Origin of the sequence: Neobacillus bataviensis LMG 21833 (assembly GCF_000307875.1) — a bacterium.
Taxonomy (GTDB): Bacteria; Bacillota; Bacilli; order Bacillales; family Cytobacillaceae; genus Neobacillus; species Neobacillus bataviensis.
Window position 1 is genome coordinate 60,917 of sequence record NZ_AJLS01000035.1, and the last position, 25,127, is coordinate 86,043.

Here is a 25,127-nt window from a genome sequence, read left to right on the forward strand (position 1 = left end):
AACAGGTGTTTTTTAAAAATGATCAGGCAGATAAGGTACATGAGGAAGAAAAACAAATCCCTTCTACTAAAGAAGAGATGGTACGAGAATTTAAAAATCGGCTCCAGCATAGTTTAGATTTAATGGTAAAGAATGAGGGATTGGGGATTACCCTATTATATATCGAAACACTAATCGATAAAAAGGTGCTTCATCAGGATATCATTAGCCAGATTAAAAACGGAGCCTACCAGTCAATTGATACTGTAATGGATCGAATTACGGTTGGTGATGTTCGAAAAAGCAAAAATTTGGATGAAGCCATTAAATCGACCCTTTCCGGAAGTGTAATCATCCATTTGGATGGTGAGCTTTCTGTCCTATTAGTAAAAATCCCATCAAGTGAGAGCCGCTCCTTAACTAAGTCTGAAAATGAATCACAAGTAATTGGGTCACAGATTGCCTTTAATGAAAGTCTAGCAACCAATATTACCTTAATCAGAAGGTATATTGCGGATCCCAATCTTTGCAATGAAATGTTCCATGTTGGGAGCAGAACGCACACTGCCGTGTCGATGCTCTATGTTAAGGGAATTGCCAATGAGGAATTGGTTACCAACCTGCGCCGCAGAATAACGAACATAAAAATAGATGCCATTATTGTCAGTACATATCTATCACAATTAAATCTCGAGAATTGCTGCAGATTAAGAATAACGAAGTTCCTGATATAGGACAGCATATTTTTAAACAAATTGACCATAACGTGAAATGGTCATTAATCCCTTCCACTACCTTACATGAAACATTGCATGATCATTACTCGGCAGGAATTGATCCGGTTCTGCCTATTTTAAAAAAATCCGGCGACATGGTTAAAGTTTTGAGGCTCGCTCTATTAAAAAATGATAAAATGGTTGGCAGGGTTTCGGACAGGCAAAGCTACTTTATAAAAACCATTAGACAGTCCATAAAATCGGGTGAATTCGAAATTCCGATTTCAGGAAAGATCTTGGGTGTAGATGGGAAAAACCTGACACATAAACATCTTGCCGTCACCCTTGATACGGTTTTCGCCAATAGTAAAATCAAATTAGTAAGCAAAAGAAATTTTGAATTTAATCTAAACTTGAAGATCAATGCCCGGCTGTAAGAAATAAATAGCGAAGTTAATTTGAAGAAACCCGATAATGTCTATAAACTGGAAAAAGAAGTCTCTTCCCAAATGAAAAAGGACATTGAAAAGCTCATTGCTTATTGTCAAAGCAAAGATGCTGACGTGATTGGCCTTGGTGAAGAATACAGAAGCGCCGTTCATCATTCGCAGCTTACAAGGGAAAAATGGCATAAAATGTTTCCCCATGCCAAAGTAAACGTAAAAGTAGACTTCACCATTGTCAAAACAGGGTTAGTGGAATGAAGGAGGGGACGGCTCTTTGCTTCATTCCTGCCTTGCATCATAACATTTTAAAAACACATGAACTTTCCAAGCTTCCCTAAAGCATTTAATTGGAGTAAAAGAGGAAAACAAGGTAATATGTAACAATGAATTTTTATATTGGCAACAGGGGAGTTGGATGAATGGAGACATCAAGAAATAAGCACTCGATGATTGTAGGACTTTTGCTGGCAGGAACATTTATTGCCATTTTGAATCAAACACTGATGATTACTGCAATACCTCCAATAATGGATGAAATGAACATTACTGCAAATAGTGCACAATGGCTGACGACCGTTTTTATGCTGGTGAATGGGATCATGATTCCCATCAGCGCCTTTTTACTAGAACGATTTACCACGAGACAATTGTTTATTACGGCGATGAGTATTTTTGCAGTCGGAACTATTGTCGGCGGGAGTGCTCCTAATTTTGAATTTCTTCTTTTAGGAAGAGTTATTCAGTCCATCGGCGCAGGGGTGATGCTGCCGCTAATGACAACTGTATTTTTACTAATCTTTCCGGTTAATAAGCGCGGTGCCGCAATGGGGCTTGTGGGGCTCGTGATTTCCTTTGCCCCAGCTATCGGACCCGCACTATCCGGATGGGTGACATTCCATTTTTCATGGCGAGTGTTATTTTTTATCATTTTGCCAATTGCTTTGATCGATATCATTGTCGCATATCGTTTCTTGAAAAATGTCACAGAGGTTTCCCGGCCAAAAGTGGATGTATGGTCAATCCTGCTTTCATCACTAGGTTTTGGCGGGCTTCTCTATGGATTTACTTGTGCTGGAAATTACGGTTGGACGGCTACAATCACCCTTCTATCACTTGTAATAGGGGGCGCCTCATTGTTGTTATTTATTTTCCGCCAAGTACGCCTGAAACATCCGATGCTGGAATTCCGTGTTTTTACGTATTCAATTTTCCCGTTCGCAATCATCATTGGAATGATTGGCTTTATGGGCTTAATTGGAGCTGAAACCATTATCCCGCTGTTCATGCAGCGGATGAGAGGATTTTCTGCTTTTGAGGCGGGTCTTGCTTTATTGCCTGGTGCACTGATTAGCGGGGTCATGTCACCAATCGTGGGAAGAATATTTGATAAAATTGGTGCGAGGGGGCTCGTGATGATTGGCTTAACCATCATGACAGCGGCTTCGTTTGCGTTTACTACTTTAAGTCCATCAACCTCGATGACCTATATTACAGTCCTTTATGGAATACGAATGTTTGGTCTTTCGATGGTTATGATGCCGGTCGCAACAGCTGCCTTGAACCAATTACCCAAACGGTTAATTCCGCACGGGGCTGCCATGGATAATACGATGAAAATGATTGCTGCTTCTGTAGGAACGGCCATTTTGGTTACCGTCATGACGACAACCGCAGAAGGAGCGAAACATCGCCCGGACATTGCCTATCCGGATATACACGGAGCGAATATCGCCTTTCTCGCGGTTTCCATCCTTTCATTAGTAGCACTAATCCTTTCTTTTTTCATTAAAAATAACCGCCAAGCTGAAGATGAGGCGGGGGGAAAAAGACAAAGAAATGTCCGAGTGAAACTCCAAGAGTAATAGAACAACACTTTCATAAAAGGGATTACCATTTTAAATGGTTCTCCCTTTTTGTTTTCCCTTTTTGTGGAAAAAGGTAACAGGCACCAATTGTATAAAATTGGAATGAATAAATTGTCCTATTTATATCTTTGGATCAATATACATATAAAAGGACGAGTGTTTCAATACCGAGAAAAAAGGGAGGGGCATTATGAAGTTGAAAAAATCTTTAGCATTATTATTAACGGGGGGCTTGGCTGCGAGTATTTTTTTAGCTGGCTGCGGTTCTAAGTCAGGGGATAATGGGAAAAGTGGTTCAAGCATGATTAAGATTGCAACACAAACTCCGCTATCTGGCGGTAGTGCGACAATTGGGGAAGCCATTAAGCTGGGCGCACAAATGAAATTAGATGAGGAAAAGAAAAAGTTTAAAGATTTAGGATTTGATCTGCAGCTGGTTCCTTATGATGATCAAGGGGATCCAAAGAAAGGGGTAGCCAATGCTCAATTAATCGGGGCGGATAAATCGATTATGGCAGTGGTCGGCCACTTTAATTCAGGAGTCGCCATCCCGTCATCCGAGGTTTATGAAAAATATGCGATCCCAATGGTTTCACCTGCTAACTCTGCGGTAGAAGTTACATCAAGAGGGTTAAAAACCGTCAACCGGATTGTCGCGCGAGATGACTTCCAGGGTCCAGCAGGTGCTGAATTTGCCGTTAATACATTAAAAGCGAAGAAAATCTTTATCATCCAGGACAAAACGGCATACGGGACAGGTCTTGCAGAAGCTTTCAAGAAAGCAGCAGAGGAAAAAGGAGCTGAAATTCTTGGCTTTGAAGGGATTACCATTGGTGAAAAGGATTTCAATGGAGTTCTCAACCAAGTCGTTTCGAAAAAGCCTGATTTAGTCTATTTCGGAGGAATCTACGCGGAGGGCGGTCTAGTAATTAAACAAGCTCGTGAAAAGGGCATTAATGTTCCATTCCTTGGCGGAGATGGGTTAGATGCTTCTACACTGGTTGAAATAGCCGGAGGTGCAATCAAAGATACGTATATTACCTCGCTCGCCGGGGATTCAACGAAATCAGAAGACGGGAAGAAGTTTACTGTGAGCTACAAAGAAAAGTTCAACAAAAATACTGAATCGTATTCCGTATACGGCTATGACACGATGGGCGTAGTGTTAAAGGGAATTGAGGATGCCATCAAAGCCAATAACAACAAAATGCCTACCCGTGAACAAGTTAGGGATGCCGTGCGTGGTGTGAAGGACTATCAAGGTGTTTTAACAAAAGTCAGCTTTGACGATATCGGCGACAATAATTATGCAAAAGTGTTTATTTATAGTTTTAAAGAAGCGAAATACCCAGCTGAATTAGTGGGCGAAGTTAATAAATAACTAGTTTGAAAAGGGTATACTCATTTTTCCTGAGTGAGAATACCCTTTTCTTCTATGAAAAATGGGACAAGGGGGGAAAGCTATTGTTTAACGAAATACTCCACACAATCCCGCAGGTTTTGATCGATGGTCTTACCTTGGGGGCGGTGTACGCCGTTATTGCCATAGGATACACCATGGTATATGGGATTTTGGAATTAATTAACTTTGCACATGGGGAAATTTTTATGTCAGGTGCATTTATAGGAACAGCCATTTTAATCGTTTTAACGGGAATAGGGTGGGTTTCATCTATACCGGCGATCGTGATGCTGATAGCCGTACTCTTATTTACAGCTATTTTAACAGGTTTCCTGGGAATGGGAATTGAGAGGGTGGCTTACCGGCCACTCAGAAATGCGCCTCGGCTAATCCCGTTGATTACGGCAATTGGAATTTCATTCTTATTACAGGATATTGTTCGATTCATTGCAGAATTAAAAAAAGGTAATTACATTGTAACGGGCCCAAGTCTATTTACTGACCAGCTTTCCATTAAAGCCTCATCCCTGAGCTCCATATTTAATGATGCAACGATTAAAACATCGTTTGTGATTGTGCTTGTTACGGCGGTGATCATGATGATTGGTCTTGACCTTTTTGTTAATCGGACAAAGTGGGGAATGGCGCTAAGAGCTGTGGCGCAAGATCGTGAAACCGCTTCATTGATGACGATAAATGTAAATAAAGTCATCTCGATGACCTTCTTTATCGGATCTGCCCTTGGCGGAGCAACCGGGGTGCTTTTTGCTGTTCAATACGGAACCATTGACCCCTATATTGGCTTTATTCTGGGGTTGAAGGCGTTTACAGCAGCCGTTTTAGGGGGGATAGGAAATATACGTGGAGCCATGTTCGGGGGGTTACTGCTTGGATTATTAGAAATGTTTGCGTCCGCCAATTTAACCCTTTTATCTCACGGAGTATTTGGCGCAGAGTATAAAGATGTATTTGCGTTTATCATTTTAATTCTTGTACTACTGTTTAAACCGGAGGGCTTATTTGGCAAACCGGTAACCGAGAAAGTGTAGGTGAGAAGAATGAAAGCACTTTGGAATCACTATAAACAAAATAGAGTAGCACAAGGGGTTTTTCTTCTTATTTACATTGGAGTCACATCTCTTGGGTTATTTTTAGCGCAAAAATCAGTAACCGCCTTTCTTCTTCTATTAGCATCGCTCTTACTATTATATTTTACTAACTTCAAGAATCTCACCAAATGGGTCATTGCAGGCGTGGTGCTCGTATTTTTACTTCCTTTCACAGCAAGTAATGGGGATGGCTATCAATCCTATATGGAAGTGGCGACACTTGTTGGAATCTATATCTCTATGGCACTGGGATTGAATATTGTCGTAGGGATGGCCGGGCTACTTGATTTAGGTTTTATTGCGTTTTTTGCCGTCGGTGCCTATACGTATGGAATTTTTGCAACAGCACAAGCAAATAATTTTATGCCATTTGGTCATTTTCCACTTTCAGGAGAAAGTTTTTGGATCTTTATCCTAGTTGGATGTTTTATTGCCGCCCTATTTGGGGTGCTGCTGGGAATACCGGTACTTCGGGTGAAAGGTGATTATTTGGCCATCGTTACACTGGGCTTTGGTGAAATCATCCGAATTATCTTTAATAACCTGGATCGTCCGCTTAATATAACGAACGGTGCAATGGGACTCTCTTCCGTGACGCCTCCCCGCCTGTTTGGAATAGACTTTATTTACCCAAGTCAATTCTATTACGTTGTGCTGATTATATTAATATTTACTATTTTTACGGTCCGCCGTTTTGAGCATTCAAAAATAGGCCGCTCGTGGAAAGCGGTCAGAGAAAATGAAATCGCTGCCCAGGCAATGGGTGTCCCTTTAGTCAAAACAAAATTAATGGCTTTCGCAATTGGCGCTTCCTTCTCAGGAATGATGGGTGTGGTCTTTGCGGCAAAACAAGCCTTTGTCGATCCAACGAGTTTTACCTTACTTGAATCGATTACGATTCTTGTCATGGTCATCTTGGGTGGAATGGGCAGTGTTCCAGGTGTCATCCTTGGTGCTGCGGTTATGACCATTCTGAACCTTCAAGTATTAACAGAGATCACAAATTGGTTGAATCAACTAAGTACGTCGGGGGCTTTTTCCATTCCAGATGCACTGTCTCCTTCAAAAATGCAACGGATGATCTTCGGATTGCTCTTAATCCTGTTTGCACTCTATCGGCCGCAGGGTCTCCTGCCAGCCAAGAATCGGAAATATAATGAAGCTGTATTACGAAAGGGAAGCAAGGAGGCATCCGGTGAAACTAGTTCAGATCAATCACCAATCGAGAAGGCGCAGGAGGTGTAGCAAATGGCCATTTTAGAGGTGCAAAACCTGACGAAAAAATTTGGCGGTCTCATTGCCAATCAGGATGTTTCCATGTCAGTGGAGAAAAATTCAATCACAGCTGTTATCGGTCCAAACGGGGCTGGAAAAACAACCTTTTTTAATATGATTACGGGTGTTTATCAGCCCACTTCAGGAACGATCTTACTTGAAAGTGAAAAATTAAATGGGTTAAAGCCCCATGTTGTAAGTCAAAGAGGAATTGCCAGAACCTTTCAGAATATCCGTTTATTTAATGAAATGTCTGTACTTGAAAATGTGATGGTTGGCATGCATACACGGTTAAAAGCAGGTCTTATTGGCATTTTATTCAATCTTCCCACCATACGGAAAGAAGAGATTGCTTCGGAAATAGAGGCCTATCAATTACTAGAATACGTAGGGCTGGCTGACTTTTTAAATGAAAAAGCGTGCAATTTAAGCTACGGAGCCCAAAGAAGATTAGAGATTGCGAGGGCGCTGGCAGTAAGTCCAAAGGTTTTATTATTAGATGAGCCGGCGGCAGGTATGAATCCAAAGGAGACAAAAGAACTTACCCACCTGATTAAAAGGATGAGAGATGAATTCAATTTAACTATCATATTAATTGAACATGACATGAAGCTTGTTATGGAAATTTCTGAACAAATCTTTGTACTTGATCATGGTGAAAAAATTGCAGAAGGAAGGCCTGAAGACATCCGAAATCATCCAAAAGTGATTGAGGCATATCTAGGATCTGGGGCTGTTCATGCTGGATAGGGGGAAAATCAATGCTTCAATTAAATAACGTGGAGACCTTTTATGGCGGTATACAAGCTTTAAAAGGAATTGACGTTTCAGTCGAAAAAGGAGAAATTGTTACACTGATTGGCAGTAATGGTGCTGGTAAATCAACAACACTAAAATCTATCAGCGGTTTGACAAAAGTAAAAACAGGTAACATCGTTTATAAAGGATCGGATATTACCAATAAACCAGCCCATGAAACAACCCTTTTAGGAATTGCCCATGTTCCCGAGGGCAGAAGGATTTTTCCAAGACTATCAGTCAAAGAAAACTTATTAATGGGCGCTTTCTCGGTAAAAAGTAGACAAGTGATTGAGGAAAGAATGGAGCGGGCCTTCCACTATTTTCCGAAACTGAAGGATCGACTGGAGCAGAAGGGTGGCACCATGAGCGGCGGGGAGCAGCAAATGCTAGCAATCGGAAGAGCCCTTATGATGTCCCCGGATTTACTCATGTTAGACGAGCCTTCCATGGGTCTTGCACCAATTATCGTCGAACAAATCTTTGAAATTATCAAAGAATTGAACGGGGAAGGTATCACAATCCTGCTCGTGGAACAAAACGCCTATCAGGCCTTACAAGTCGCTGATCGCGGTTACGTCATCCAAACAGGCGAAATAAAGCTCAAAGGGAACGGCCATGATCTAATAACAAATGATGAAGTTCGTGAGGCATATTTGGCGTAAAGTATGAGAAATTATTAGTTCATAGGTAGATTCATGAGCTTTAAAAAGGTATCAGGAAGACACTTTTAATCTAACATCGGCGAATTCCGTCCTCATGAAACATTCGTGAGGACACTTTTTGTGTTTTTCAGCAAATGGGTGTACTTTCTGTTTTCATATATAGATACCGATAATACCTTAAGGACTCATACTCCAATTCTATGTGATTATGGTTTTTGTCAAATCACTTGTATACAAATCACTTGTATACAAACCATCTTGATCATGTTATATTCATATTAATCAGAAAATTCGGAGGGTGATGTTATTGAAACATTTAGAGGGATTACAAAAGATGAAGAATGGAGAGGAACCTGGACCACCTATCGCCCAATTACTTGGGATAGAAATAACTGGGTTGGAAAAAGGAATGGTTACATTGGAGATGGAAGCCTCAGAAAAGTTACATAATCCAATGGGAACCCTACATGGGGGCGTACTTTGTGATTTATCTGATTTAGCTATGGGTTATGCCTTCGTCGGTACACTTGCCGACGATGAATTATTTACGACAGTGGAAATTAAGTTAAATTTCCTTAAACCGATTTGGGAAGGTAAACTTCGGGCTGAAGGTAAAATTATAAAAAAAGGGAGTTCAACTGGCTTAGTTGAATGTCATGTATATGATAAAAAAGGAAGTCTTGTTTCTCATTCTACAAGTACATGTATGATTTTAAAAGGAAATGCTGATGGTAAGAGGTTCAAAAAATAAGGATAAAAAAATTAAAATGTAAATGATGGCGGTAAATTATGGAAAAGTATGATATCTGTGTTCATTTTCTTCTAGGTAAAGCTTTGCAAAGAGTAAATCAAGTGAGTAAATCTAAACTTTCTCCTTATGGTGTGACGCCTGTTCAATATGCACTGCTTCGTCGCCTTTGGGAAAAGGATGGACAATTTGGTCATGTTTTAGCTGAACAACTTCTTCTGGACAGTGCAACCATTACTGGTATAATAGATCGTTTGGAACAAAATGGATTTATTGAACGACGAATTGACCCCAATGATCGACGGAACAAGTTAGTTTTTCTGACAGAAAAGGGGAGATCAATGGAGATTCCATTATGTGAGAAAATGGATGAAATGAATAGAGAGGTGATGTCTAGTTTGGGTATTGAGGAGATTCAACGATTTAAGAAAACACTTTTTGACATCGGGATAAGTAGAAAGAATAAGGGACTCTAATTAGAAAAAGTAATTTATCATGAAGTAATATTACTGAACCTTATGGATCCTGGATGCTTATCGTTTCAAAGAAACAACTTTTTAAAGTTTATTTTCTAAATATTGAAAAAGGGTGAAGGTGAATGTCTTCTATATCAATTTCTATCGAAGCTGAAAGAAAGGTACCCTTTCAAGAGAATAAACTCATATTCATTTGGGGTTTTACTACCTTGTTAGTGGTAATGAATACGACCATGTTTAATGTGGCATTGCCAGTTGTCCTTAAGGACTTTTCCTTAAATTCATCCACCGCATCATGGCTCGTTTCCGGTTATTCGATCATGTTTGCCATATCAACGTTAACTTTTAGCAGACTATCGGATTTTATTCCAATCTCAAGACTTTTACTCTTTGGAATTAGCATTTTAGGAATAGCCTCGATCATCGGTTTCTTTGCCAATCATTTTTTTATATTATTAGGAGCTCGAATTCTTCAGGCTGCAGGGGCGGGAGCCGTTATGGGATTAAGCATGATCATGACGGGGCGCTATATACCTCTATCAAGGCGTGGAAAAGCGATGGCCATTATTGCTTCTGCTGCCTCTTTGGCATTTGGATTAGGTCCAGTATTAGGGGGAGTCATAACTGAATACTTAGGATGGAATTATCTTTTTGCTATCACTGGATTTTCAGTCCTATCTATTCCTTTCTTCCAAAGGGTATTGCCTAAAGAGGTTAATAAAAAGGGACATTTCGATCTGTTTGGTGCAATTCTAACGGGCCTTAGTGTTATAGGATTATTACTTTTTCTATCTACCTTTTCATATGTTATTTTATTTGGAACGGTCGTTCTATTAGCAATTTGGTGGAGATATCTTAAAAGAACAGAAGAACCGTTTATTCCGCCAATACTCCTCAGAAATAAGCAATATACAAAACTACTTTTTATTAGTTGTTCAGCTTTTTTTATTAACTTTTCAAATCTGTTTTTAATGCCAATTATTCTTACGAATGTATTCGGAAAAGGGCCAGCAGAGGTAGGAATGATCATTTTTCCTGGAGCCATTTTGGCAGTGATTGCCGGTCAATTTATTGGAAGAATCATTGATCGCTTTGGCAATGCACCGGTAATCATTTTTGGGCAATTATTTTTATTAAGTGCCACCATCTTATTTGCGTTGTTATCAACCTTAAATCCCTATTTCGTACTTTTAACCTATATGTTCGCGAGTGTTGGCTTTACAGCCATTTCAACGAGTATTTCGAACGAAATAACAAGGATCCTGCCAATGACTCAAATCGGTTCAGGGATAGGAATCGTTCAATTAATGCAATTTTTCGGTGCGGGGATAGGAGTGACAGTTTCTGGATTATTATTAACCTATCAGGAAGGTTTTTCTTCGGAATTGATGTATCACAATATTTATTTTTACTATTCCCTGATTATCGTTGTGGCTGTTTTCATGTACGGTTTATATTATCGAAAAGAAAAGATAAAGCAGCTAAGCTAGCCTCGAGGTGACTTTTACTTTGGACATGGTGGAAATGTGTGATTTAGCCTGTATCTATGTAATCTAAAAAATCATGGATACAGGCTTTTTTTCATTTATTCTTTTTTTAATCGTCCGGCCTTTTTGGCTGCTTCTTTTAAGATGACTTCGATTTGGGCGTTCACACTTCTAATTTCATCTTCCGCCCATTTTTCCAGCACTTCATATAATTTGGGGTCTATGCGAAGCGGAAATGATTTTCTTTTCGTCATTTACGACACAACCTTAATAAATGCTTCCTGTATTGATAATCGGCTGCGTTCCTTTTTCGGAAACAATAGCGACCATCAGGTTATTGACCATTTGTGCTTTTTTCTCTTCATCAAGCTCTACAATTTCTTGCTCCGCAAGCTGGTCAATCGCAGCTTTCACAAGCCCAACGGCACCGTCGACAATCACCTTACGCGCAGATAAAACAGCCTGTGCTTGTTGTCTTTGTAGCATGGCAGAAGCGATTTCAGATGAATAGGCGAGATGCATAATCCGTGCTTCGATGACATCCACCCCGGCAACATCCAGTCTTTTTTGTAAATCAGACATTAGTACATCTGCAACTTCATCACTATTTTGACGAAGGGTGAATGTGTTTTCAGCATCATGATCGAACGAATCATAAGCATATCTGCTGGCAATATGACGAATTCCAGTTTCACTTTGAATTTGGATAAACTTTTCATAGTTTTCAACGTCATATAACGCTTTTGCTGCATCACGTACTTTATACACAACAACCGCGGCAATTTCAATCGGATTTCCTTCTAAATCATTTACTTTTAACTTCTCGCTGTTAAAGTTGGTCACACGTAAGGAAACGCTGCGTTTGAATGTAAATGGAATGGTTGCCCATAAACCTTGATCTCGAATGACACCGAGGTAGGTTCCAAAGAACGTTAATACTTTTGCTTCGTTTGGCTGAACTATCGTTAAGCTTGTAGTAACAATTAATCCAATAAGTAAGACGACGACTCCGGTTATTTTGACCGGGATTTCTCCAGTAACGATTAGATAAATTCCAAAACCAATACACAATAGCGCGATAATTAGTGCTGCAAACCCATTCATTTTAAAAATAGATTTTTCACTCATTGTTTCTCCCCCTTAATATAAATATGATATAAAAGTGATATCATATTTATATCATAAGATAGTTACCGAAAAAAGTAAAATGTTTTATCATTTACCATTTTTTACAATAATAAAGTTAATTTTGTTGCTGGATATGATTTCTCAAAAATCACCATCGAAGAAATTTACTCGAAATTATGATAATATTTGGTTATTATGGAGAGGAGTGATTCGTATGGGTAAATTAATTCCTGAAATAATACTAAATGATGGGATTACTATGCCGGTAATCGGTTTGGGTACATATAAATTAAAGGGGAATGAAGGAGTCAATTCTATCCTAAGTGCTATTGATATGGGCTATCGACTCATCGATTCTGCTTATAATTATGAAAATGAAGGAACGGTAGGGGAAGCCGTTAGACGGAGTTCGGTTCCAAGAGAAGAATTAAGAATTACATCTAAATTACCAGGCCGCTATCAAACCTATGACAAAGCGGTTACGACCATCCAAGAATCGTTATACCGCGCCAATCTTGATTATTATGATTTATATCTAATTCATTGGCCAAACCCGAAACAGGGACAATTTGTGGAAGCATGGCAAGCATTAATTGATGCTAAAAAAGAAGGGCTGGTTCGGTCGATTGGTGTTTGTAATTTCTTGCCTGAGCATTTGAAGCGGTTGGAAAAGGAGACGGGCGTTAAGCCGAGTATCAACCAAATTGAATTACATCCATTTTTCAATCAAGCCGAACAACGAAAATGGCATGAAGAGAATAACATTGCAACAGAATCGTGGAGTCCATTAGCCCGTGCAAGTGAAGTCTTGCAAAATGATACGATTCAACAGATTGCCGATCAGCATAACAAGTCTATTTCACAAATTATATTACGTTGGCATTATCAACTAGGGGCTATTTCCATTCCAAAATCGGCATCTCCGGCACGACAACTTGAGAATATTTCTATTTTTGACTTTTCCCTGGATGAGACTGAAATGATGATGATTTCGGGATTAACCCGCCTTGATGGCAGAATTAACAATCAAGATCCTGCTACATATGAAGAATTTTAAACCCTTATCCACGGATAACGGGGTCAGTCTCCCAGTGAATGAAAGCTTTAAAGCACCGGGGGACTGACCCCGTTTTTTTTATTTTATCTATATTCTTTGTGTGGTGGTAGATGATAGGTCTTTCCTGCGACCAATATTTTGCTGCCATAATCGAAAAAAAGGTCTTGACTATAGTCGCCTTTGAGATTCAGTGTTACTTCCGCGTTGTACGATGTAGCAGTGTAAACTACAAGTTCATTTGTCAACTCACGCTTCCAGTTTTCATCAAAAATTGCCGATAATACATCACTACATGACGTGTTATCAAATCTAATTGTTTTAATAATCATCCATCTCCTTTTGGGTATTTTTGCTATTCTATAGATGTTGCAGAAACCTTCTTTATAGTCAATCCACATTTGGACCTCCCTTCCATCTATCCCTGTTGTAAGTTTGTACTGTATTTATATGTATCAAGGGTAGGACATGCTATAGGTTTGTACCCGTTTTTTAATAAAAGCAGAAAAGCAATTTAAAGAATTAGGGCATAAAGGAAAGGAGGGGAATGGATGTGTGCAGGTAGGATATCCCGAAAAAAGAATAGTAAGAAATTTCAAAACACACTTGACACGTCGGAAAAGTCAGAATAAAATGGGAATTACATTAAAAGTTTGACACAATTAAAAACAGAAAGCTGATTGGATAACCAAAGGCTTATACTCATTTACTGGGTATAAGCCTTTTTTATTGTAAAGGGGGGCTAATCATGATGATATTTCCGATTAGTAAAGGAAGTCCACATTGTTGCAATTCATTCGGGATTTTTTTATTTCTAAAACCAAGTAAACTCATATGAAATATTAAGATTGAAGGAGAATGACTACATGGCAAATGTGGATCAAGCAAAAGCTAATTTTATTCTTTCTACATTAAAAAATATGGAGTATGGCTCAGTTATTATAACTGTTCATGATGGAGCCATAACCCAGATTGACAAAACGGAGAAAACACGTTTTGCATCAAATAATTCATCACTTAAAAACAAAAAATGATGATGGATGCTGCCGATCAGTCCACTGAAGGCTGTTTATTTTTAGACAGTGTGTAAGAAATAGGTTGTCTGTACAAACCACAGACGAGTTTCTTTATGCATTGTTCTATAAAATAGGCAGTCTTTTTTAGTAGAAAAAAGGAGGAAATAACATGTTTATTAATAAAAAAATTGCCAATAAGTTCACCCCGTTTCTCATTATTATGGCGCTTATTCTAGCAGGATGCGGTACTGAAGCAAGCAGTAATCAAGAGACGAAAAAAACAAGTGCAGCGAAAGAGGAAACAGCTAAAAAGAAAGAACCGATTCAATTATTGAATGTATCATATGATCCAACCCGTGAACTTTATGAAGAGTTTAATAAAGAATTCGCGAACGATTGGGAACAAAAAACAGGTCAGCAGGTTACCATCCAGCAGTCACATGGCGGTTCAGGTAAACAGGGCCGTGCTGTCATTGATGGGCTTGAAGCCGATGTCGTAACCCTTGCCCTTGCCTATGATATCGATGAAATTGCCGACAAAGGGGCATTGCTTTCGAAAGATTGGCAAAAGAAATTAGGGGATAATTCCACACCTTATACGTCCACCATTGTCTTTCTTGTCAGAAAAGGAAACCCAAAGGGGATTAAAGATTGGGATGATTTAACGAAAAAAGGGGTATCAATCATCACCCCTAACCCGAAGACGTCCGGCGGAGCGCGCTGGAATTATTTAGCCGCATGGGCTTATGCGGAGAAAAAATATAACGGTGATGAAGGGAAGATTAAGAACTTTGTAGGTCAATTATATAAAAATGTGGAAGTGTTAGATTCCGGTGCGCGCGGGGCAACGACTACATTTGTCGAGCGGGGAATCGGCGATGTTCTGCTAGCTTGGGAGAATGAGGCTTTTTTAACGCTTAATGAATTAGGTAAGGACAAATTCGAAATTGTCGTTCCTTCCATAAGTATTCTCGCGGAACCTCCGGTTGCAGTGGTCGATAAAGTAGTCGACAAAAAGGGAACAAGAGAAGTGGCTGAGGCTTATTTAAACTATTTATACACGGACAAAGGACAGGAAATTGTCGCAAAAAATTATTATCGTCCGCGCAATCAAGAAATCCTCGCCAAATATGCGGATATTTTTCCAAAGATTAATCTTGTAACCATTGATGATGATTTTGGCGGCTGGAAAAAAGCTCAGGAAAAGCATTTTAATGATGGCGGCACGTTTGATCAAATATATCAGCCGAAGTAAGTCAAATTAGGGTGTTCCGCGTAGGAGCATCCCTTGTATCTATAGCGGAAGGGGTCAACCTCATGGCTCGTTTACAATCATTTAAAAGAAATAGTGTGCTCCCTGGATTTGGTCTTTCACTAGGGTTTACTATTGTATACATTAGCATGCTTGTCATTATACCAATATCGATGATTTTTATGAACTCAATGGCCGCACCGTGGTCAAAGGTATGGCAGACTATTACGGAACCGAGGGTGATCGCATCCTATCAGCTCAGCATTGGCGCTTCCTTTTTAGCTGCAGCCATCAATGTGATCTTTGGGGTATTAATCGCGTGGGTGTTGGTTCGCTATCACTTTCCTGGCAGGAAAATCATTGATGGTCTTGTCGATTTACCCTTTGCCCTGCCGACAGCAATTGCTGGTATTGCCTTAACCACGTTGTATACAAAAAATGGCTGGATCGGACAATTCTTGGGATTCAAAGTGGCGTTCACACCGCTAGGCATTACCCTTGCATTGACCTTCATTGGACTGCCCTTTGTTGTTCGAACGGTTCAGCCGGTGCTGCAAAACCTTGAAAAAGAAATCGAAGAGGCTTCTGCTAGTTTGGGAGCCAATCGACTGCAAACATTTATAAAAGTTATTTTTCCTGAATTGTTCCCAGCAGCACTAACAGGGTTCGCCTTAGCATTTGCGCGGGCATTGGGGGAGTACGGGTCGGTCGTCTTTATTGCCGGAAATATGCCGATGAAGACAGAAATTACCCCGCTGCTAATTATGACGAAGTTAGAACAATACGATTATGCCGGTGCTACTGCAATTGCAGCCGTAATGCTCATTTTTTCTTTTATTCTATTATTCGTGATTAATGTATTGCAGTGGTGGACAAATCGGAAATTTATTTAACATGAAGGAGGGGGAACGATGGCTGGACATGTTTCTTTGCAATATTCGAATGCGCCGCTGCAGAATTCTAAAAAAGATGCCGAACCTCGTTGGGTGCGCTGGTTGCTTATTTCAGTGGCTGTCGGGTTTTTATGTTTATTTTTGGTACTTCCACTTGCAGCCATTTTTATCAAAGCTTTTGAAAAAGGCAGTGATGTTTTCTTGGCTGCGATTAGCAGCCCTGACGCTGTATCCGCAGTTAAATTAACGTTTTTTATTGCACTCATTACGGTTCCTCTTAATGCCATCTTTGGTGTGGCAGCAGCATGGGCAGTGACCAAGTTCAATTTTAAAGGAAAAAGTCTCCTGATTACGATGATCGATCTCCCATTTGCCATATCACCGGTTATTGCGGGATTGGTGTTTGTCCTATTATTTAGTGCCCACGGCTTGTTTGGTGCTTGGCTGCTTGATTACAATATCAAAATTATCTTTGCAGTGCCGGGGATTGCACTAGCAACCTTATTGGTAACATTCCCGTTTGTCGCCCGGGAACTTATTCCGTTAATGCAAACACAGGGGACGGCCGATGAGGAAGCATCCTTAACCTTAGGGGCGAGCGGCTGGAAGACATTTTGGCTTGTGACCCTGCCGAATATCAAATGGGGATTGCTTTATGGCATTATCTTGTGTACGGCTAGAGCGATTGGAGAGTTTGGCGCTGTATCAGTCGTATCCGGCCATATCCGGGGAATGACAAATACGATGCCCCTGCATATCGAAATATTATACAATGAATATCAGTTTTCTGCCGCTTTTGCCGTTGCTTCCATAATGTCGTTGTTCGCAATCATTACATTAGTGGTGAAAAATGTGATTGAGTGGAAGGCAAAACGATCATTCGTCCCTGAAAAAGGAGAATCCTAGATGAGCATTCAAATACAAAATATCTCTAAATCATTTGGAGCATTTAAAGCCCTTGATAAAATAAATATAGATATTCAAACAGGAGAACTAATCGCACTCCTTGGCCCTTCTGGATCGGGAAAAACCTCCTTGCTGAGAATTATTGCCGGTTTAGAAAACGCCAATCAGGGAGCGATTCTATTTGGCGAAGAGGATATGACCCATATCGGCACAAAAGAGCGGAAGGTAGGCTTTGTTTTTCAACATTATGCCTTGTTTCGCCATATGACGGTATTTGATAATGTCGCATATGGGCTAAGGGTCCGTCCTCGAAAAGCGCGCCCATCAAAACAGGAGATCAAAGAGAAAGTCACAGAGCTACTTGAGCTCGTAAAGCTTGAGGCCTTTGCTAATCGTTATCCCTCCCATTTATCAGGAGGACAGCGGCAGCGTGTTGCATTGGCAAGAGCATTAGCCGTTGAGCCCAAGGTTCTTTTGCTTGATGAACCTTTTGGTGCGCTTGATGCAAAAGTGCGAAAGGAACTTCGCCGATGGTTAAGAAAGCTTCATGACAATTACCAAATAACCAGTATTTTTGTGACACATGATCAGGAAGAGGCCCTCGATGTTGCCGATAGGATTGTCGTCATGAATGAAGGGAAAATTGAACAGATTGGGACTCCGGACGAGGTTTATGAACACCCAAATAACCCATTTGTTTACAACTTTTTAGGAAATGTGAACTTGTTTAAAGGACGCCTGGATCAGGGGAAGCTTCGGCATGGAAGTATTGAAGTGGATGCACCGCTCGAGTTTGCTGGAAAAATAAATACGGAAGCAGTAGGCTATGTCCGGCCGCATGATATAACTATCAAACGCGTTGCAAGCAGTGATTCGGTCGCTGCCAAAATAAGCTACATCCATTTAGTGGGTGCCGCCGTTCAAGTGGAGCTGATCCGACAAGATAATGGTGAGTTCGTCGAAGCGGAAATAGCGAAGGATTACTTTCGCAGCCTAGAGCTAAAAACAGGTGAAGAAGTGTTTATAAAGCCAAAACAGCTGAAGGTATTTATACCCGAGGATTATTCGATATAATAACTGGATTAGCAAATTAAAAGTTACCTAGAAACAATGAAAACAGCTGCTAAAAATATGGCAGCTGTTTTCATAATGGCTAGTGGCACCCAACCATATTAGTCGATATTCAGCTGTTCCTTGATTTTGCTAATCAGTTCGTTATACTCTTCATCGGTCAAGTATGTTTTACCTGGGTTCATTTCGAAAGTTGAGCCCCAATTTTCTTTACCTTCGTATTTAGGCACCACATGCATATGAAGGTGGTGTAGTGTATCTCCGTAAGCCCCATAATTGATTTTATTCGGTTCAAAGGCCTTGTCCAATGCCTCTGCCACCCGTTTTACATCATTGATAAAGGCTGCAGATTCCTGTTCGTTAAGCTGATATAATTCTTTTACATGGTCATTATAAACCACATTGCATCTGCCCCGATAGGTTTGTTCTTTAAAAAGAAAAACAGTCGAAGCCTCCAGCTTGCCAATTTCAATCATCAGTTGATCGCGTCTCTCATCTTCCATGCAATACATGCAGTCTTGATTCTTTACCATCATATTCAACCTCTCTGCTCTACAAATGAAGTAATTCCATTCTTAGTATACACCTTTTAGTCGGCTATTTGTAAAGTGACTAAACAAATAGAAAGTGGTACATACTTTACCGATTCAATTTAAAAATAATACGCAAATTCGAGTTCCATAGTTGTTTCAAGCTGGAGGATGAGACTTGACTAGGTTATAAGTTTTCTGTAATCTAAATATCCGATGTTTTCAAAAAATGGAATAGTGAGGTGACTAGTACAAGGATGAGTGCCAAAGAACAAGTGTCTGTCCGTGACCATAAAGACTATCAAACAGAGGTTGAGCGCTTAGAGTTTTCTAAGGAATACATTCGAACTGTTTTAGAGATTTCTAAGGGGAATAAAGAGTTTTTTCTTGAAAATATGAAACAAGCTTTTGCTGATCTGGACCCTCAGGATAGTAGTACCAGCTACACGGATCTCCTCGCAAATGCAAGATTTCTTGAGTTGGCCGAAAGTGAACTGAAGAGGCTAGAGAGCGTGATTGGCAAACCCTATTTTTCAAGGATCGATTTTACGAGCAATAGTACGAATAAGGAAGAAGTTTTGTACATTGGCAAGGTATCCTTGTTTGACCGTGTATCACAGGAGCCGATTATCGTGGATTGGCGTTCACCGATTGCCAATGTCTACTATGATGGCCGGCTGGGAGATGTCTCATATGAAGCCTATGGGGAGACTCAAACTGGTTACTTATCATTAAAGAGGCAGTATGAAATCGTTGATGGATTACTAAAAGATATCAGGGATATCGATTTAACTACACACGACGAACTTTTGCAGAAATCTTTGTCAGGTAAAGCCGACAATCGCTTAACAGAAATAGTTGCGACCATTCAAAATGAGCAAAATGAAGTGATCCGGGCATCACTGAAGCACCCCATTATCGTTCAGGGCGCCGCAGGAAGCGGGAAAACAACTATTGCACTCCATAGAATATCCTACTTTCTCTATTCCTTAGGGTTTAGTTTTCCTCCAGAAAAATTAATGATTCTCGCACCCAACCGATTGTTCATTGATTATATATCTGCCGTCTTACCTGAACTAGGCGTTAACAAAATTAATCAAACCACCTATATCGATTTTATGAAAAGTTGCTTGGGACAGAAAATAAAGCTTTTTTCCCCAAATACAAAACTAATGAAGCTACTGGAAGGAAAACCATCCAAATCGCTCCAATGGATTTCTAGCTATAAGGGCTCACTCGAATTTAAATCATTAATAGATCATTTTGTAAAGGAATTAGAAAGAAACCTTGCCCCTAAAGAGGATTTTCGAGTGGAAAAATCCATTCTTTTGAAAGGTCAAAAGCTTAAAAAACTATTTTTAAAAGAATATACATATTTACCAATCTATAAAAGGATCAGTAAATTGAAATCCCTATTAGAAGATGATTTGAAAAAAAAGAAAGCCATTATGCTATCAAAACTTAATAAGAAATACGATGATGTTTTAGATCAGGTTCTTTACAGTAAAAGGCTCGATCCGGAAAGTAGAAAGCAAAAAGTGATCATGCTGATGGAAAGGAAAGAAGAAAGATTGAAGCAGGTGGAGAAAGAGTCAAAGTCAGCGGTAAAAAAATATATGGAACCGCTTGAAATGAAAGATATTTTTACCTTATACAAGGAATTGATGTCTTCACCTGAATTGATCAAGAAGCATTCCACCACGCTTTCAGATCAACAATGTACGATCCTAAGTACGTTTTGTCAGAGAATTTTTGCCAGAGGTGCATACGAACTAGAGGATTTAGCCCCATTATTTTATTTAAAGACAAAATTGGAAGGGATCGATGAGAAGTATAAAATGCGGAGTATCTTTATTGATGAAGCACAGGATTACAGCTATTTTCAATTTGCCGCTTTAAAGGAAGGCTTCGAAACAGACTTGTTTACCATCGTGGGGGATTTAGCACAAGGGATTCATTCCTATCGCGGCTTGAATAGCTGGGTGCCGGTATTGAAAGAAATATTCCCAAACGCGAATTATCAAACCTTACAAAAAAGCTATCGAACGACCGTTGAGATAATGAATTTGGCAAACGATATCCTTCAATTGATCGACCAAGACTTGCCAAAGGTTGAACCGGTCATTCGCCATGGCCAAAAACCATTGTTTAAAACCATCGACACGAAGAATCATAAACAAGTTCGGCTGCAGCTGGAACAAGATATAGCCTCACTCAAAAGGGAAGAGCTTCACTCGATTGCCATCATTGGACGTACCGACAGGGAATGCCAAAGAATCCATCAAATCCTAGAAAATAGTCATCTTCACATTCAATTAGTAGAAGAAAAGCAAGATATGAAGAAGGGGCACATCGCGATTTTACCTTCATATTTATCGAAAGGGTTGGAATTTGATGCCGTTTTGATTGTATGCGTGGAAGAACCGTATGTAAAAGTAGATCTGGATATCAAATTGTTGTACGTAGCGATGACAAGACCGATGCATCGCTTGAATTTATACGGGAAGAGCTCGTCAGACTTTTTATTACATCATGCGGATGATTTACATTTCGATTATTAAAATGGGGTTACTTCTAATCCGGCTGCCATTTCAGGTACTTTTCTTCTTAAACTAAAGGTCAGACCCTCGATGCATAAGCGCTTTAGCGCTCCGGGGGTCTGACCCTTTTTCTCCTTTACTCCTTAAGTCCTCGGTGAAAGGGGCATTTAGATAATGAAGTATCGTCATCTCGAAGGAAATATTGTTTCCACTCAAAATTATTCTCTGAGCCATAGCTGTTCAAATCAGGGTGTATAGGAGCGGAGTCATAGTTTGATAGCCTTTTGCGTATCTGTGTTTTAATACTTTGGGCAAACTTCTGTGATTTGTTAAACTCCTGAAGGACCCAACGTGGTGTTATGGCGAGCAATATCACCTCAAAATGCCTGCTTTTTCGATTCAAATGTGCAGGTGTGGCACAGTACATAAAATACTTTTCACCATGATAACAAAATTCCCAAAGCGGATTATGAGGGTCAGTAGGAATATCGTGAGGCCATTCAAAATAGTCTATAGCGCATAACCCGGAAATTTGCTGCCAAAATAATTGTTCGTAATCTACAACTGTATACGTAGCCTTCATATCCTCAGGCGTTTCATAAAAAACAATCAACGAGGTATAATTGCCAAAATCCCTTGAAACTTCTGTAAAACTGCTAACTAACTCAGCAAGCTCGTAAATGGTGGAGGTTTCCCTTGGATCTCCAATAAAACCGTAGCATAACTGATTTACAGAGAACCCGATCGTAGCCGGGATACAGGGAAATGGTTTTTCTTTATCATTTATTTTCATGGCGAATTTCTCTAAGGCATTTTTTTCCCACTCCTCAAGTTGAATTGGAAGAGAAGAATCATTCATGTATAGTCCTTTCATTATAGGCACCTCCAATAGTTAGTGCATTATATTCGAATGACTAGATGGACGGTTCCTCTGAGCTTTTAAGTCACCCCTCTGAAGTATATGAAAAAAGAATTTGTATGGTACCTGGCACTGTTTGGTCAGTCTATTCAAATAGTTCCTTCGTTATTTGAATAAATAATTGGACGACACGCGAGGCATCCTTTATGGAAGGTAAGCCTAAGGCGATATGTCTGTAATGGTTTGTTTCTAATGGCCGGATATTCGATTTGGGATAAGCAAGGTATTTCAATGAGAGCTCAGGGAGGATAAGCACACCTAATCCTTCTTTAATCAAAGCCAATGATGTATTTAGATTGGATGTATTATATTTCTCATTTACAGTCATTTTTTGTTTCCTCATTAGGTCGATCATTGGTGCTTCATATCCGGCATTTGAGATAATAAAATGCTCGTTTTCCAAATCTGAAAGACAAACAGATCGATTCATTAGCAATGGATGGTGATCAGGCAGCATAACAAGATAGCGATCCTTTACAAGAGGAATCGTATTTAATTCATCGCACGGAAGAACGACAAAGCCAATATCAATTTCTCGAGATGTTAGCCAACCTTTAATTTCCTCTTGTGAACCCTCCTTAAAAGTCAGCGACACATTCGGTCGTATTTGTTGAAAGGTACTAATAATCTTTGGTAAAAAGTGAGCTGTTACACTAGGAAAAGTGGCAATCCTAATGGTTCCAGTGATGATTCCTTTTTCCAGAGATACTTCCTGGTCAATTTTTTCAAGGCTATTCAGAATATTTCTTATTTGAAATAGGACTCGTTTTCCTATATCCGTTACAATTAAATCTTTTCCCCGTTCCCTTACTAATAATGTAACTCCTAGTTCTGATTCTAAAGCGGCAATCGCATGACTGACAGCAGGCTGCGACATATTTAGTGCTTGGGCAGCTTTTGTAAAGCTTCCTTCATCAATAACCTTCACAAAGATTTCAAATTGAGTAATCGTTGGCATAACTATTTACTTATCCCCTTTATAAATAACATTCATTTTATTTATCAATAGCGATATTGTAACATAAATACTATGGTCATCTTAAATAAATTGAAAAAAGGGGAGTAAATAATGAAAGAAAAGTTATGGACAAAAGATTATATCGGTATTTTAGTAACAAATTTCTTTCTTATGTTAACTTTTTATTTATTAATGGTAACTATTTCTGTATTTGCTGTTAATGAATTTGATGCAACGGAAAGTCAAGCAGGCTTAGCTTCCAGCATTTTTGTGATTGGAGCGCTAGTCGGGAGAATCATTGGCGGAAAATATATAGATCAAATAGGGAGAAAAAAACTTCTGTTAGCTGGCGTTATCATTATGGTCATTTCAGCGATTTTCTATTTCGGTGTGAATAGTTTTGGAATGCTCATTGCTAACCGGTTATTACATGGCTTTGCATTTGGACTAGCTGGTACTGTATTAGGAACAGTGGTAGCCCAAGTGATTCCGAAAACCAGAAGCGGAGAAGGAATCGGGTACTTTGCTTTAAGTATGACATTGGCTACTGCCATTGGACCTTTTATTGGTATATATATTCAACAACATTTTCAATTTAAAATGATATTTGCTTTTTGTTTAATCTGTATCGCCATAAGTTTAGTTTTATCAGTTATCATAAAAGTTCAAGAAATTACCTTAACAGAAGAGCAAAAGGCGGAATTAAAAGGGTTTAAATTATCCAATTTTATTGAGAAAAAATCTGTGCCGATTACACTAGTTGCAGCCGTTACTGCATTCTGTTATTCCGGAATTTTATCTTTCCTTTCGTTCTTTGCCATCAAGAACGATATTACTTCAGCAGCAAGTTTCTTCTTTGTTGTTTATGCTGCCGCGGTTCTCTTCACAAGACCATATTCCGGGCGGATGTTTGATAAGAAGGGACCAAATTTCATCATGTACCCTTCACTTATTTCTTTATTAATCGGGTTATTTGTTCTAAGTCAATCAACTGTTGGATTTGTTCTATTAATTGCTGGTGCACTTGTCGGTTTTGGATACGGAACCTACATGTCAAGTTCGCAGACGGTTGCCATCCAATCTGCCCCTGCTCATCGTGTAGGATTAGCAACATCGACATTTTTCATTCTTACCGATATAGGACTAGGAGTTGGGCCGTTTGTCCAAGGATTTTTAGTTCCTTCCATAGGATACAATGGATTATATATCGTTCTCGGTATTATCGCCGTCCTGTGTTTACCATTACACTATTTCTTGTATGGAAAAAAAGTTTCATCGTCAAAAATAACTGTTTCATCCGTAGAAGTAAATTCTTCAATAAAATAGACAAAAATCGCTTAATGGAGATGAGCTTATGTTTAATCGTATTCTTGTGGCAATAGATGGTTCTATAATGAGTGAAAAAGCATTAAAGTCGGCATTTAATTTTGTAAAGGAAAGATATTCCAAAATCAGCGTGATCCATGTAGAAAAAAATATAGAGATTACTGAAGGAATGCCAAAAGCGACGATTGATAGAATCTATTCTGAACAAAGTAAAGAAAGCGAGGATCTATTACATCAAGCTACTGCACTTGCAGAAAATGAAGGTATCGAAATTGAAGTCCAATTGGTGATGGGAGAACCGGCAATTCAAATCGTCAAAAAGGCAGAGGAGAGGAATTATCAGCTCATCGTCATGGGCAGCAGGGGATTGGGAAATATTAAAGGGTTAATGCTCGGAAGTGTTAGTCAGAAGGTTACCCAACTATCGCATTGTCCTGTTTTGATCATCAAGTAATCAGTGAGAACAAAGGAAATTAGAACATCTAGGGTCAGACCCCCAACATGCTAACGCTGTAGCAAACTGGGGGTCTGACCCTTTTTTTAGTTATAGTGGCGATAAAATGATTAA

General features: G+C 39.5%; 25 protein-coding genes and 1 pseudogene. 20 read left to right on the forward strand and 6 right to left on the reverse strand.

The window, feature by feature from the left end:
* Nucleotides 1–5: 5 nt before the first annotated feature.
* From BABA_RS03220 to BABA_RS03275, 11 genes and pseudogenes are all read left to right on the forward strand, one after another.
* Nucleotides 6–713 carry a spore germination protein gene (locus BABA_RS03220; protein WP_007083695.1) on the forward strand — a complete coding sequence of 236 codons (708 nt, stop codon included), beginning with the start codon at nt 6–8 and terminating at the stop codon, nt 711–713.
* Nucleotides 677–1,399 (forward strand): annotated as a pseudogene (locus BABA_RS27945) (Ger(x)C family spore germination C-terminal domain-containing protein). Before BABA_RS03220 ends, BABA_RS27945 begins: the two are co-directional and overlap by 37 nt.
* A gap of 161 nt (nt 1,400–1,560) precedes the next feature.
* Nucleotides 1,561–3,003 (forward strand): DHA2 family efflux MFS transporter permease subunit, encoded by a 1,443-nt coding sequence (locus BABA_RS03235; protein ID WP_007083696.1) that lies wholly within the window; start codon nt 1,561–1,563, stop codon nt 3,001–3,003.
* A gap of 193 nt (nt 3,004–3,196) precedes the next feature.
* Entirely contained in the window at nt 3,197–4,387 is a 1,191-nt protein-coding gene (locus BABA_RS03240) for a branched-chain amino acid ABC transporter substrate-binding protein (protein ID WP_007083697.1), read from the forward strand.
* An 83-nt stretch (nt 4,388–4,470) separates the two neighbouring features.
* Nucleotides 4,471–5,457, forward strand: a complete 987-nt coding sequence (locus BABA_RS03245; RefSeq protein ID WP_007083698.1) for a branched-chain amino acid ABC transporter permease — start codon at nt 4,471–4,473, stop codon at nt 5,455–5,457.
* Nucleotides 5,458–5,466: 9 nt separating this feature from the next.
* On the forward strand, nt 5,467–6,762 hold the full coding sequence (locus BABA_RS03250) for a branched-chain amino acid ABC transporter permease (RefSeq protein WP_007083699.1): 1,296 nt from the start codon (nt 5,467–5,469) through the stop codon (nt 6,760–6,762).
* A 3-nt stretch (nt 6,763–6,765) separates the two neighbouring features.
* Nucleotides 6,766–7,542, forward strand: coding sequence for an ABC transporter ATP-binding protein (locus BABA_RS03255; protein ID WP_007083700.1), 777 nt, complete (start codon nt 6,766–6,768; stop codon nt 7,540–7,542).
* A gap of 11 nt (nt 7,543–7,553) precedes the next feature.
* Nucleotides 7,554–8,255 carry an ABC transporter ATP-binding protein gene (locus BABA_RS03260; RefSeq protein ID WP_007083701.1) on the forward strand — a complete coding sequence of 234 codons (702 nt, stop codon included), beginning with the start codon at nt 7,554–7,556 and terminating at the stop codon, nt 8,253–8,255.
* Between the two features lie 301 nt (nt 8,256–8,556).
* The gene (locus BABA_RS03265) at nt 8,557–9,006 is read left to right on the forward strand and encodes a PaaI family thioesterase (RefSeq protein ID WP_040345061.1); all 450 of its coding nucleotides are present in this window, start codon (nt 8,557–8,559) and stop codon (nt 9,004–9,006) included.
* Nucleotides 9,007–9,044: 38 nt separating this feature from the next.
* Nucleotides 9,045–9,479, forward strand: coding sequence for a MarR family winged helix-turn-helix transcriptional regulator (locus BABA_RS03270; RefSeq protein WP_007083703.1), 435 nt, complete (start codon nt 9,045–9,047; stop codon nt 9,477–9,479).
* Nucleotides 9,480–9,601: 122 nt separating this feature from the next.
* Entirely contained in the window at nt 9,602–10,969 is a 1,368-nt protein-coding gene (locus BABA_RS03275; RefSeq protein ID WP_007083704.1) for an MFS transporter, read from the forward strand.
* A gap of 95 nt (nt 10,970–11,064) precedes the next feature.
* Here BABA_RS03275 and BABA_RS26320 read toward each other — a convergent pair whose 3' ends face one another.
* Nucleotides 11,065–11,220 carry a type II toxin-antitoxin system antitoxin gene (locus BABA_RS26320; RefSeq protein WP_007083705.1) on the reverse strand — a complete coding sequence of 52 codons (156 nt, stop codon included), beginning with the start codon at nt 11,218–11,220 and terminating at the stop codon, nt 11,065–11,067.
* 13 nt (nt 11,221–11,233) lie between these two features.
* Nucleotides 11,234–12,094, reverse strand: a complete 861-nt coding sequence (locus BABA_RS03280; protein WP_007083706.1) for an SPFH domain-containing protein — start codon at nt 12,092–12,094, stop codon at nt 11,234–11,236.
* Between the two features lie 214 nt (nt 12,095–12,308).
* On the opposite strand from BABA_RS03280, the gene BABA_RS03285 reads away from it, so the two are divergent.
* Nucleotides 12,309–13,151, forward strand: a complete 843-nt coding sequence (locus tag BABA_RS03285; RefSeq protein WP_007083707.1) for an aldo/keto reductase — start codon at nt 12,309–12,311, stop codon at nt 13,149–13,151.
* 83 nt (nt 13,152–13,234) lie between these two features.
* On the opposite strand, the gene BABA_RS03290 is transcribed toward BABA_RS03285, so the two are convergent.
* Complete coding sequence (locus BABA_RS03290) at nt 13,235–13,549, reverse strand: hypothetical protein (protein ID WP_007083708.1); 315 nt, start codon at nt 13,547–13,549, stop codon at nt 13,235–13,237.
* 465 nt (nt 13,550–14,014) lie between these two features.
* Here BABA_RS03290 and BABA_RS26325 point away from each other — a divergent pair, with 465 nt between their 5' ends.
* The 5 genes from BABA_RS26325 to BABA_RS03310 all read left to right on the forward strand — a co-directional run bounded on the left by BABA_RS26325 (nt 14,015) and on the right by BABA_RS03310 (nt 18,289).
* The gene (locus BABA_RS26325) at nt 14,015–14,182 is read left to right on the forward strand and encodes a YezD family protein (protein WP_007083709.1); all 168 of its coding nucleotides are present in this window, start codon (nt 14,015–14,017) and stop codon (nt 14,180–14,182) included.
* A 151-nt stretch (nt 14,183–14,333) separates the two neighbouring features.
* Nucleotides 14,334–15,419, forward strand: coding sequence for a sulfate ABC transporter substrate-binding protein (locus BABA_RS03295; protein WP_007083710.1), 1,086 nt, complete (start codon nt 14,334–14,336; stop codon nt 15,417–15,419).
* A gap of 62 nt (nt 15,420–15,481) precedes the next feature.
* Complete coding sequence (gene cysT, locus BABA_RS03300; RefSeq protein WP_007083711.1) at nt 15,482–16,309, forward strand: sulfate ABC transporter permease subunit CysT; 828 nt, start codon at nt 15,482–15,484, stop codon at nt 16,307–16,309.
* Between the two features lie 18 nt (nt 16,310–16,327).
* Nucleotides 16,328–17,215, forward strand: coding sequence for a sulfate ABC transporter permease subunit CysW (gene cysW, locus BABA_RS03305; protein WP_007083712.1), 888 nt, complete (start codon nt 16,328–16,330; stop codon nt 17,213–17,215).
* A complete protein-coding gene (locus BABA_RS03310) occupies nt 17,216–18,289 on the forward strand; it encodes a sulfate/molybdate ABC transporter ATP-binding protein (protein ID WP_007083713.1) in 1,074 nt (357 codons plus the stop codon).
* A 98-nt stretch (nt 18,290–18,387) separates the two neighbouring features.
* On the opposite strand, the gene BABA_RS03315 is transcribed toward BABA_RS03310, so the two are convergent.
* Nucleotides 18,388–18,819: an HIT family protein gene (locus tag BABA_RS03315; protein WP_007083714.1), complete on the reverse strand. Its 432-nt coding sequence runs from the start codon at nt 18,817–18,819 to the stop codon at nt 18,388–18,390.
* 254 nt (nt 18,820–19,073) lie between these two features.
* Between BABA_RS03315 and helD the strand changes: the two genes are divergently transcribed.
* Entirely contained in the window at nt 19,074–21,377 is a 2,304-nt protein-coding gene (gene helD, locus BABA_RS03320) for an RNA polymerase recycling motor HelD (RefSeq protein ID WP_007083715.1), read from the forward strand.
* A gap of 115 nt (nt 21,378–21,492) precedes the next feature.
* Here the strand turns inward: helD and BABA_RS03325 are convergent, their stop codons facing one another.
* Together BABA_RS03325 and BABA_RS03330 are read right to left on the reverse strand one after the other, a co-directional pair.
* Nucleotides 21,493–22,230: a YqcI/YcgG family protein gene (locus BABA_RS03325; protein ID WP_007083716.1), complete on the reverse strand. Its 738-nt coding sequence runs from the start codon at nt 22,228–22,230 to the stop codon at nt 21,493–21,495.
* A 130-nt stretch (nt 22,231–22,360) separates the two neighbouring features.
* Complete coding sequence (locus tag BABA_RS03330) at nt 22,361–23,233, reverse strand: LysR family transcriptional regulator (protein WP_007083717.1); 873 nt, start codon at nt 23,231–23,233, stop codon at nt 22,361–22,363.
* A 111-nt stretch (nt 23,234–23,344) separates the two neighbouring features.
* Between BABA_RS03330 and BABA_RS03335 the strand changes: the two genes are divergently transcribed.
* Nucleotides 23,345–24,559, forward strand: a complete 1,215-nt coding sequence (locus BABA_RS03335) for an MFS transporter (RefSeq protein ID WP_007083718.1) — start codon at nt 23,345–23,347, stop codon at nt 24,557–24,559.
* Nucleotides 24,560–24,587: 28 nt separating this feature from the next.
* On the forward strand, nt 24,588–25,013 hold the full coding sequence (locus BABA_RS03340; RefSeq protein ID WP_007083719.1) for a universal stress protein: 426 nt from the start codon (nt 24,588–24,590) through the stop codon (nt 25,011–25,013).
* Nucleotides 25,014–25,127: the final 114 nt, after the last annotated feature.

Bases quoted from the DNA above. Each gene is read 5' to 3' on its own strand.
- BABA_RS03235 (WP_007083696.1), top strand. From the start codon at position 1,561: ATGGAGACATCAAGAAATAAGCACTCGATGATTGTAGGACTTTTGCTG.
- BABA_RS03240 (WP_007083697.1), top strand. From the start codon at position 3,197: ATGAAGTTGAAAAAATCTTTAGCATTATTATTAACGGGGGGCTTGGCT.
- BABA_RS03250 (WP_007083699.1), top strand. From the start codon at position 5,467: ATGAAAGCACTTTGGAATCACTATAAACAAAATAGAGTAGCACAAGGG.
- BABA_RS03255 (WP_007083700.1), top strand. From the start codon at position 6,766: ATGGCCATTTTAGAGGTGCAAAACCTGACGAAAAAATTTGGCGGTCTC.
- BABA_RS03260 (WP_007083701.1), top strand. From the start codon at position 7,554: ATGCTTCAATTAAATAACGTGGAGACCTTTTATGGCGGTATACAAGCT.
- BABA_RS03265 (WP_040345061.1), top strand. From the start codon at position 8,557: ATGTTATTGAAACATTTAGAGGGATTACAAAAGATGAAGAATGGAGAG.
- BABA_RS03270 (WP_007083703.1), top strand. From the start codon at position 9,045: ATGGAAAAGTATGATATCTGTGTTCATTTTCTTCTAGGTAAAGCTTTG.
- BABA_RS03275 (WP_007083704.1), top strand. From the start codon at position 9,602: ATGTCTTCTATATCAATTTCTATCGAAGCTGAAAGAAAGGTACCCTTT.
- BABA_RS26320 (WP_007083705.1), bottom strand. From the start codon at position 11,220: ATGACGAAAAGAAAATCATTTCCGCTTCGCATAGACCCCAAATTATAT.
- BABA_RS03280 (WP_007083706.1), bottom strand. From the start codon at position 12,094: ATGAGTGAAAAATCTATTTTTAAAATGAATGGGTTTGCAGCACTAATT.
- BABA_RS03285 (WP_007083707.1), top strand. From the start codon at position 12,309: ATGGGTAAATTAATTCCTGAAATAATACTAAATGATGGGATTACTATG.
- BABA_RS03290 (WP_007083708.1), bottom strand. From the start codon at position 13,549: ATGTGGATTGACTATAAAGAAGGTTTCTGCAACATCTATAGAATAGCA.
- BABA_RS26325 (WP_007083709.1), top strand. From the start codon at position 14,015: ATGGCAAATGTGGATCAAGCAAAAGCTAATTTTATTCTTTCTACATTA.
- BABA_RS03295 (WP_007083710.1), top strand. From the start codon at position 14,334: ATGTTTATTAATAAAAAAATTGCCAATAAGTTCACCCCGTTTCTCATT.
- cysT (WP_007083711.1), top strand. From the start codon at position 15,482: ATGGCTCGTTTACAATCATTTAAAAGAAATAGTGTGCTCCCTGGATTT.
- cysW (WP_007083712.1), top strand. From the start codon at position 16,328: ATGGCTGGACATGTTTCTTTGCAATATTCGAATGCGCCGCTGCAGAAT.
- BABA_RS03310 (WP_007083713.1), top strand. From the start codon at position 17,216: ATGAGCATTCAAATACAAAATATCTCTAAATCATTTGGAGCATTTAAA.
- BABA_RS03315 (WP_007083714.1), bottom strand. From the start codon at position 18,819: ATGGTAAAGAATCAAGACTGCATGTATTGCATGGAAGATGAGAGACGC.
- helD (WP_007083715.1), top strand. From the start codon at position 19,074: ATGAGTGCCAAAGAACAAGTGTCTGTCCGTGACCATAAAGACTATCAA.
- BABA_RS03325 (WP_007083716.1), bottom strand. From the start codon at position 22,230: ATGAAAGGACTATACATGAATGATTCTTCTCTTCCAATTCAACTTGAG.
- BABA_RS03330 (WP_007083717.1), bottom strand. From the start codon at position 23,233: ATGCCAACGATTACTCAATTTGAAATCTTTGTGAAGGTTATTGATGAA.
- BABA_RS03335 (WP_007083718.1), top strand. From the start codon at position 23,345: ATGAAAGAAAAGTTATGGACAAAAGATTATATCGGTATTTTAGTAACA.
- BABA_RS03340 (WP_007083719.1), top strand. From the start codon at position 24,588: ATGTTTAATCGTATTCTTGTGGCAATAGATGGTTCTATAATGAGTGAA.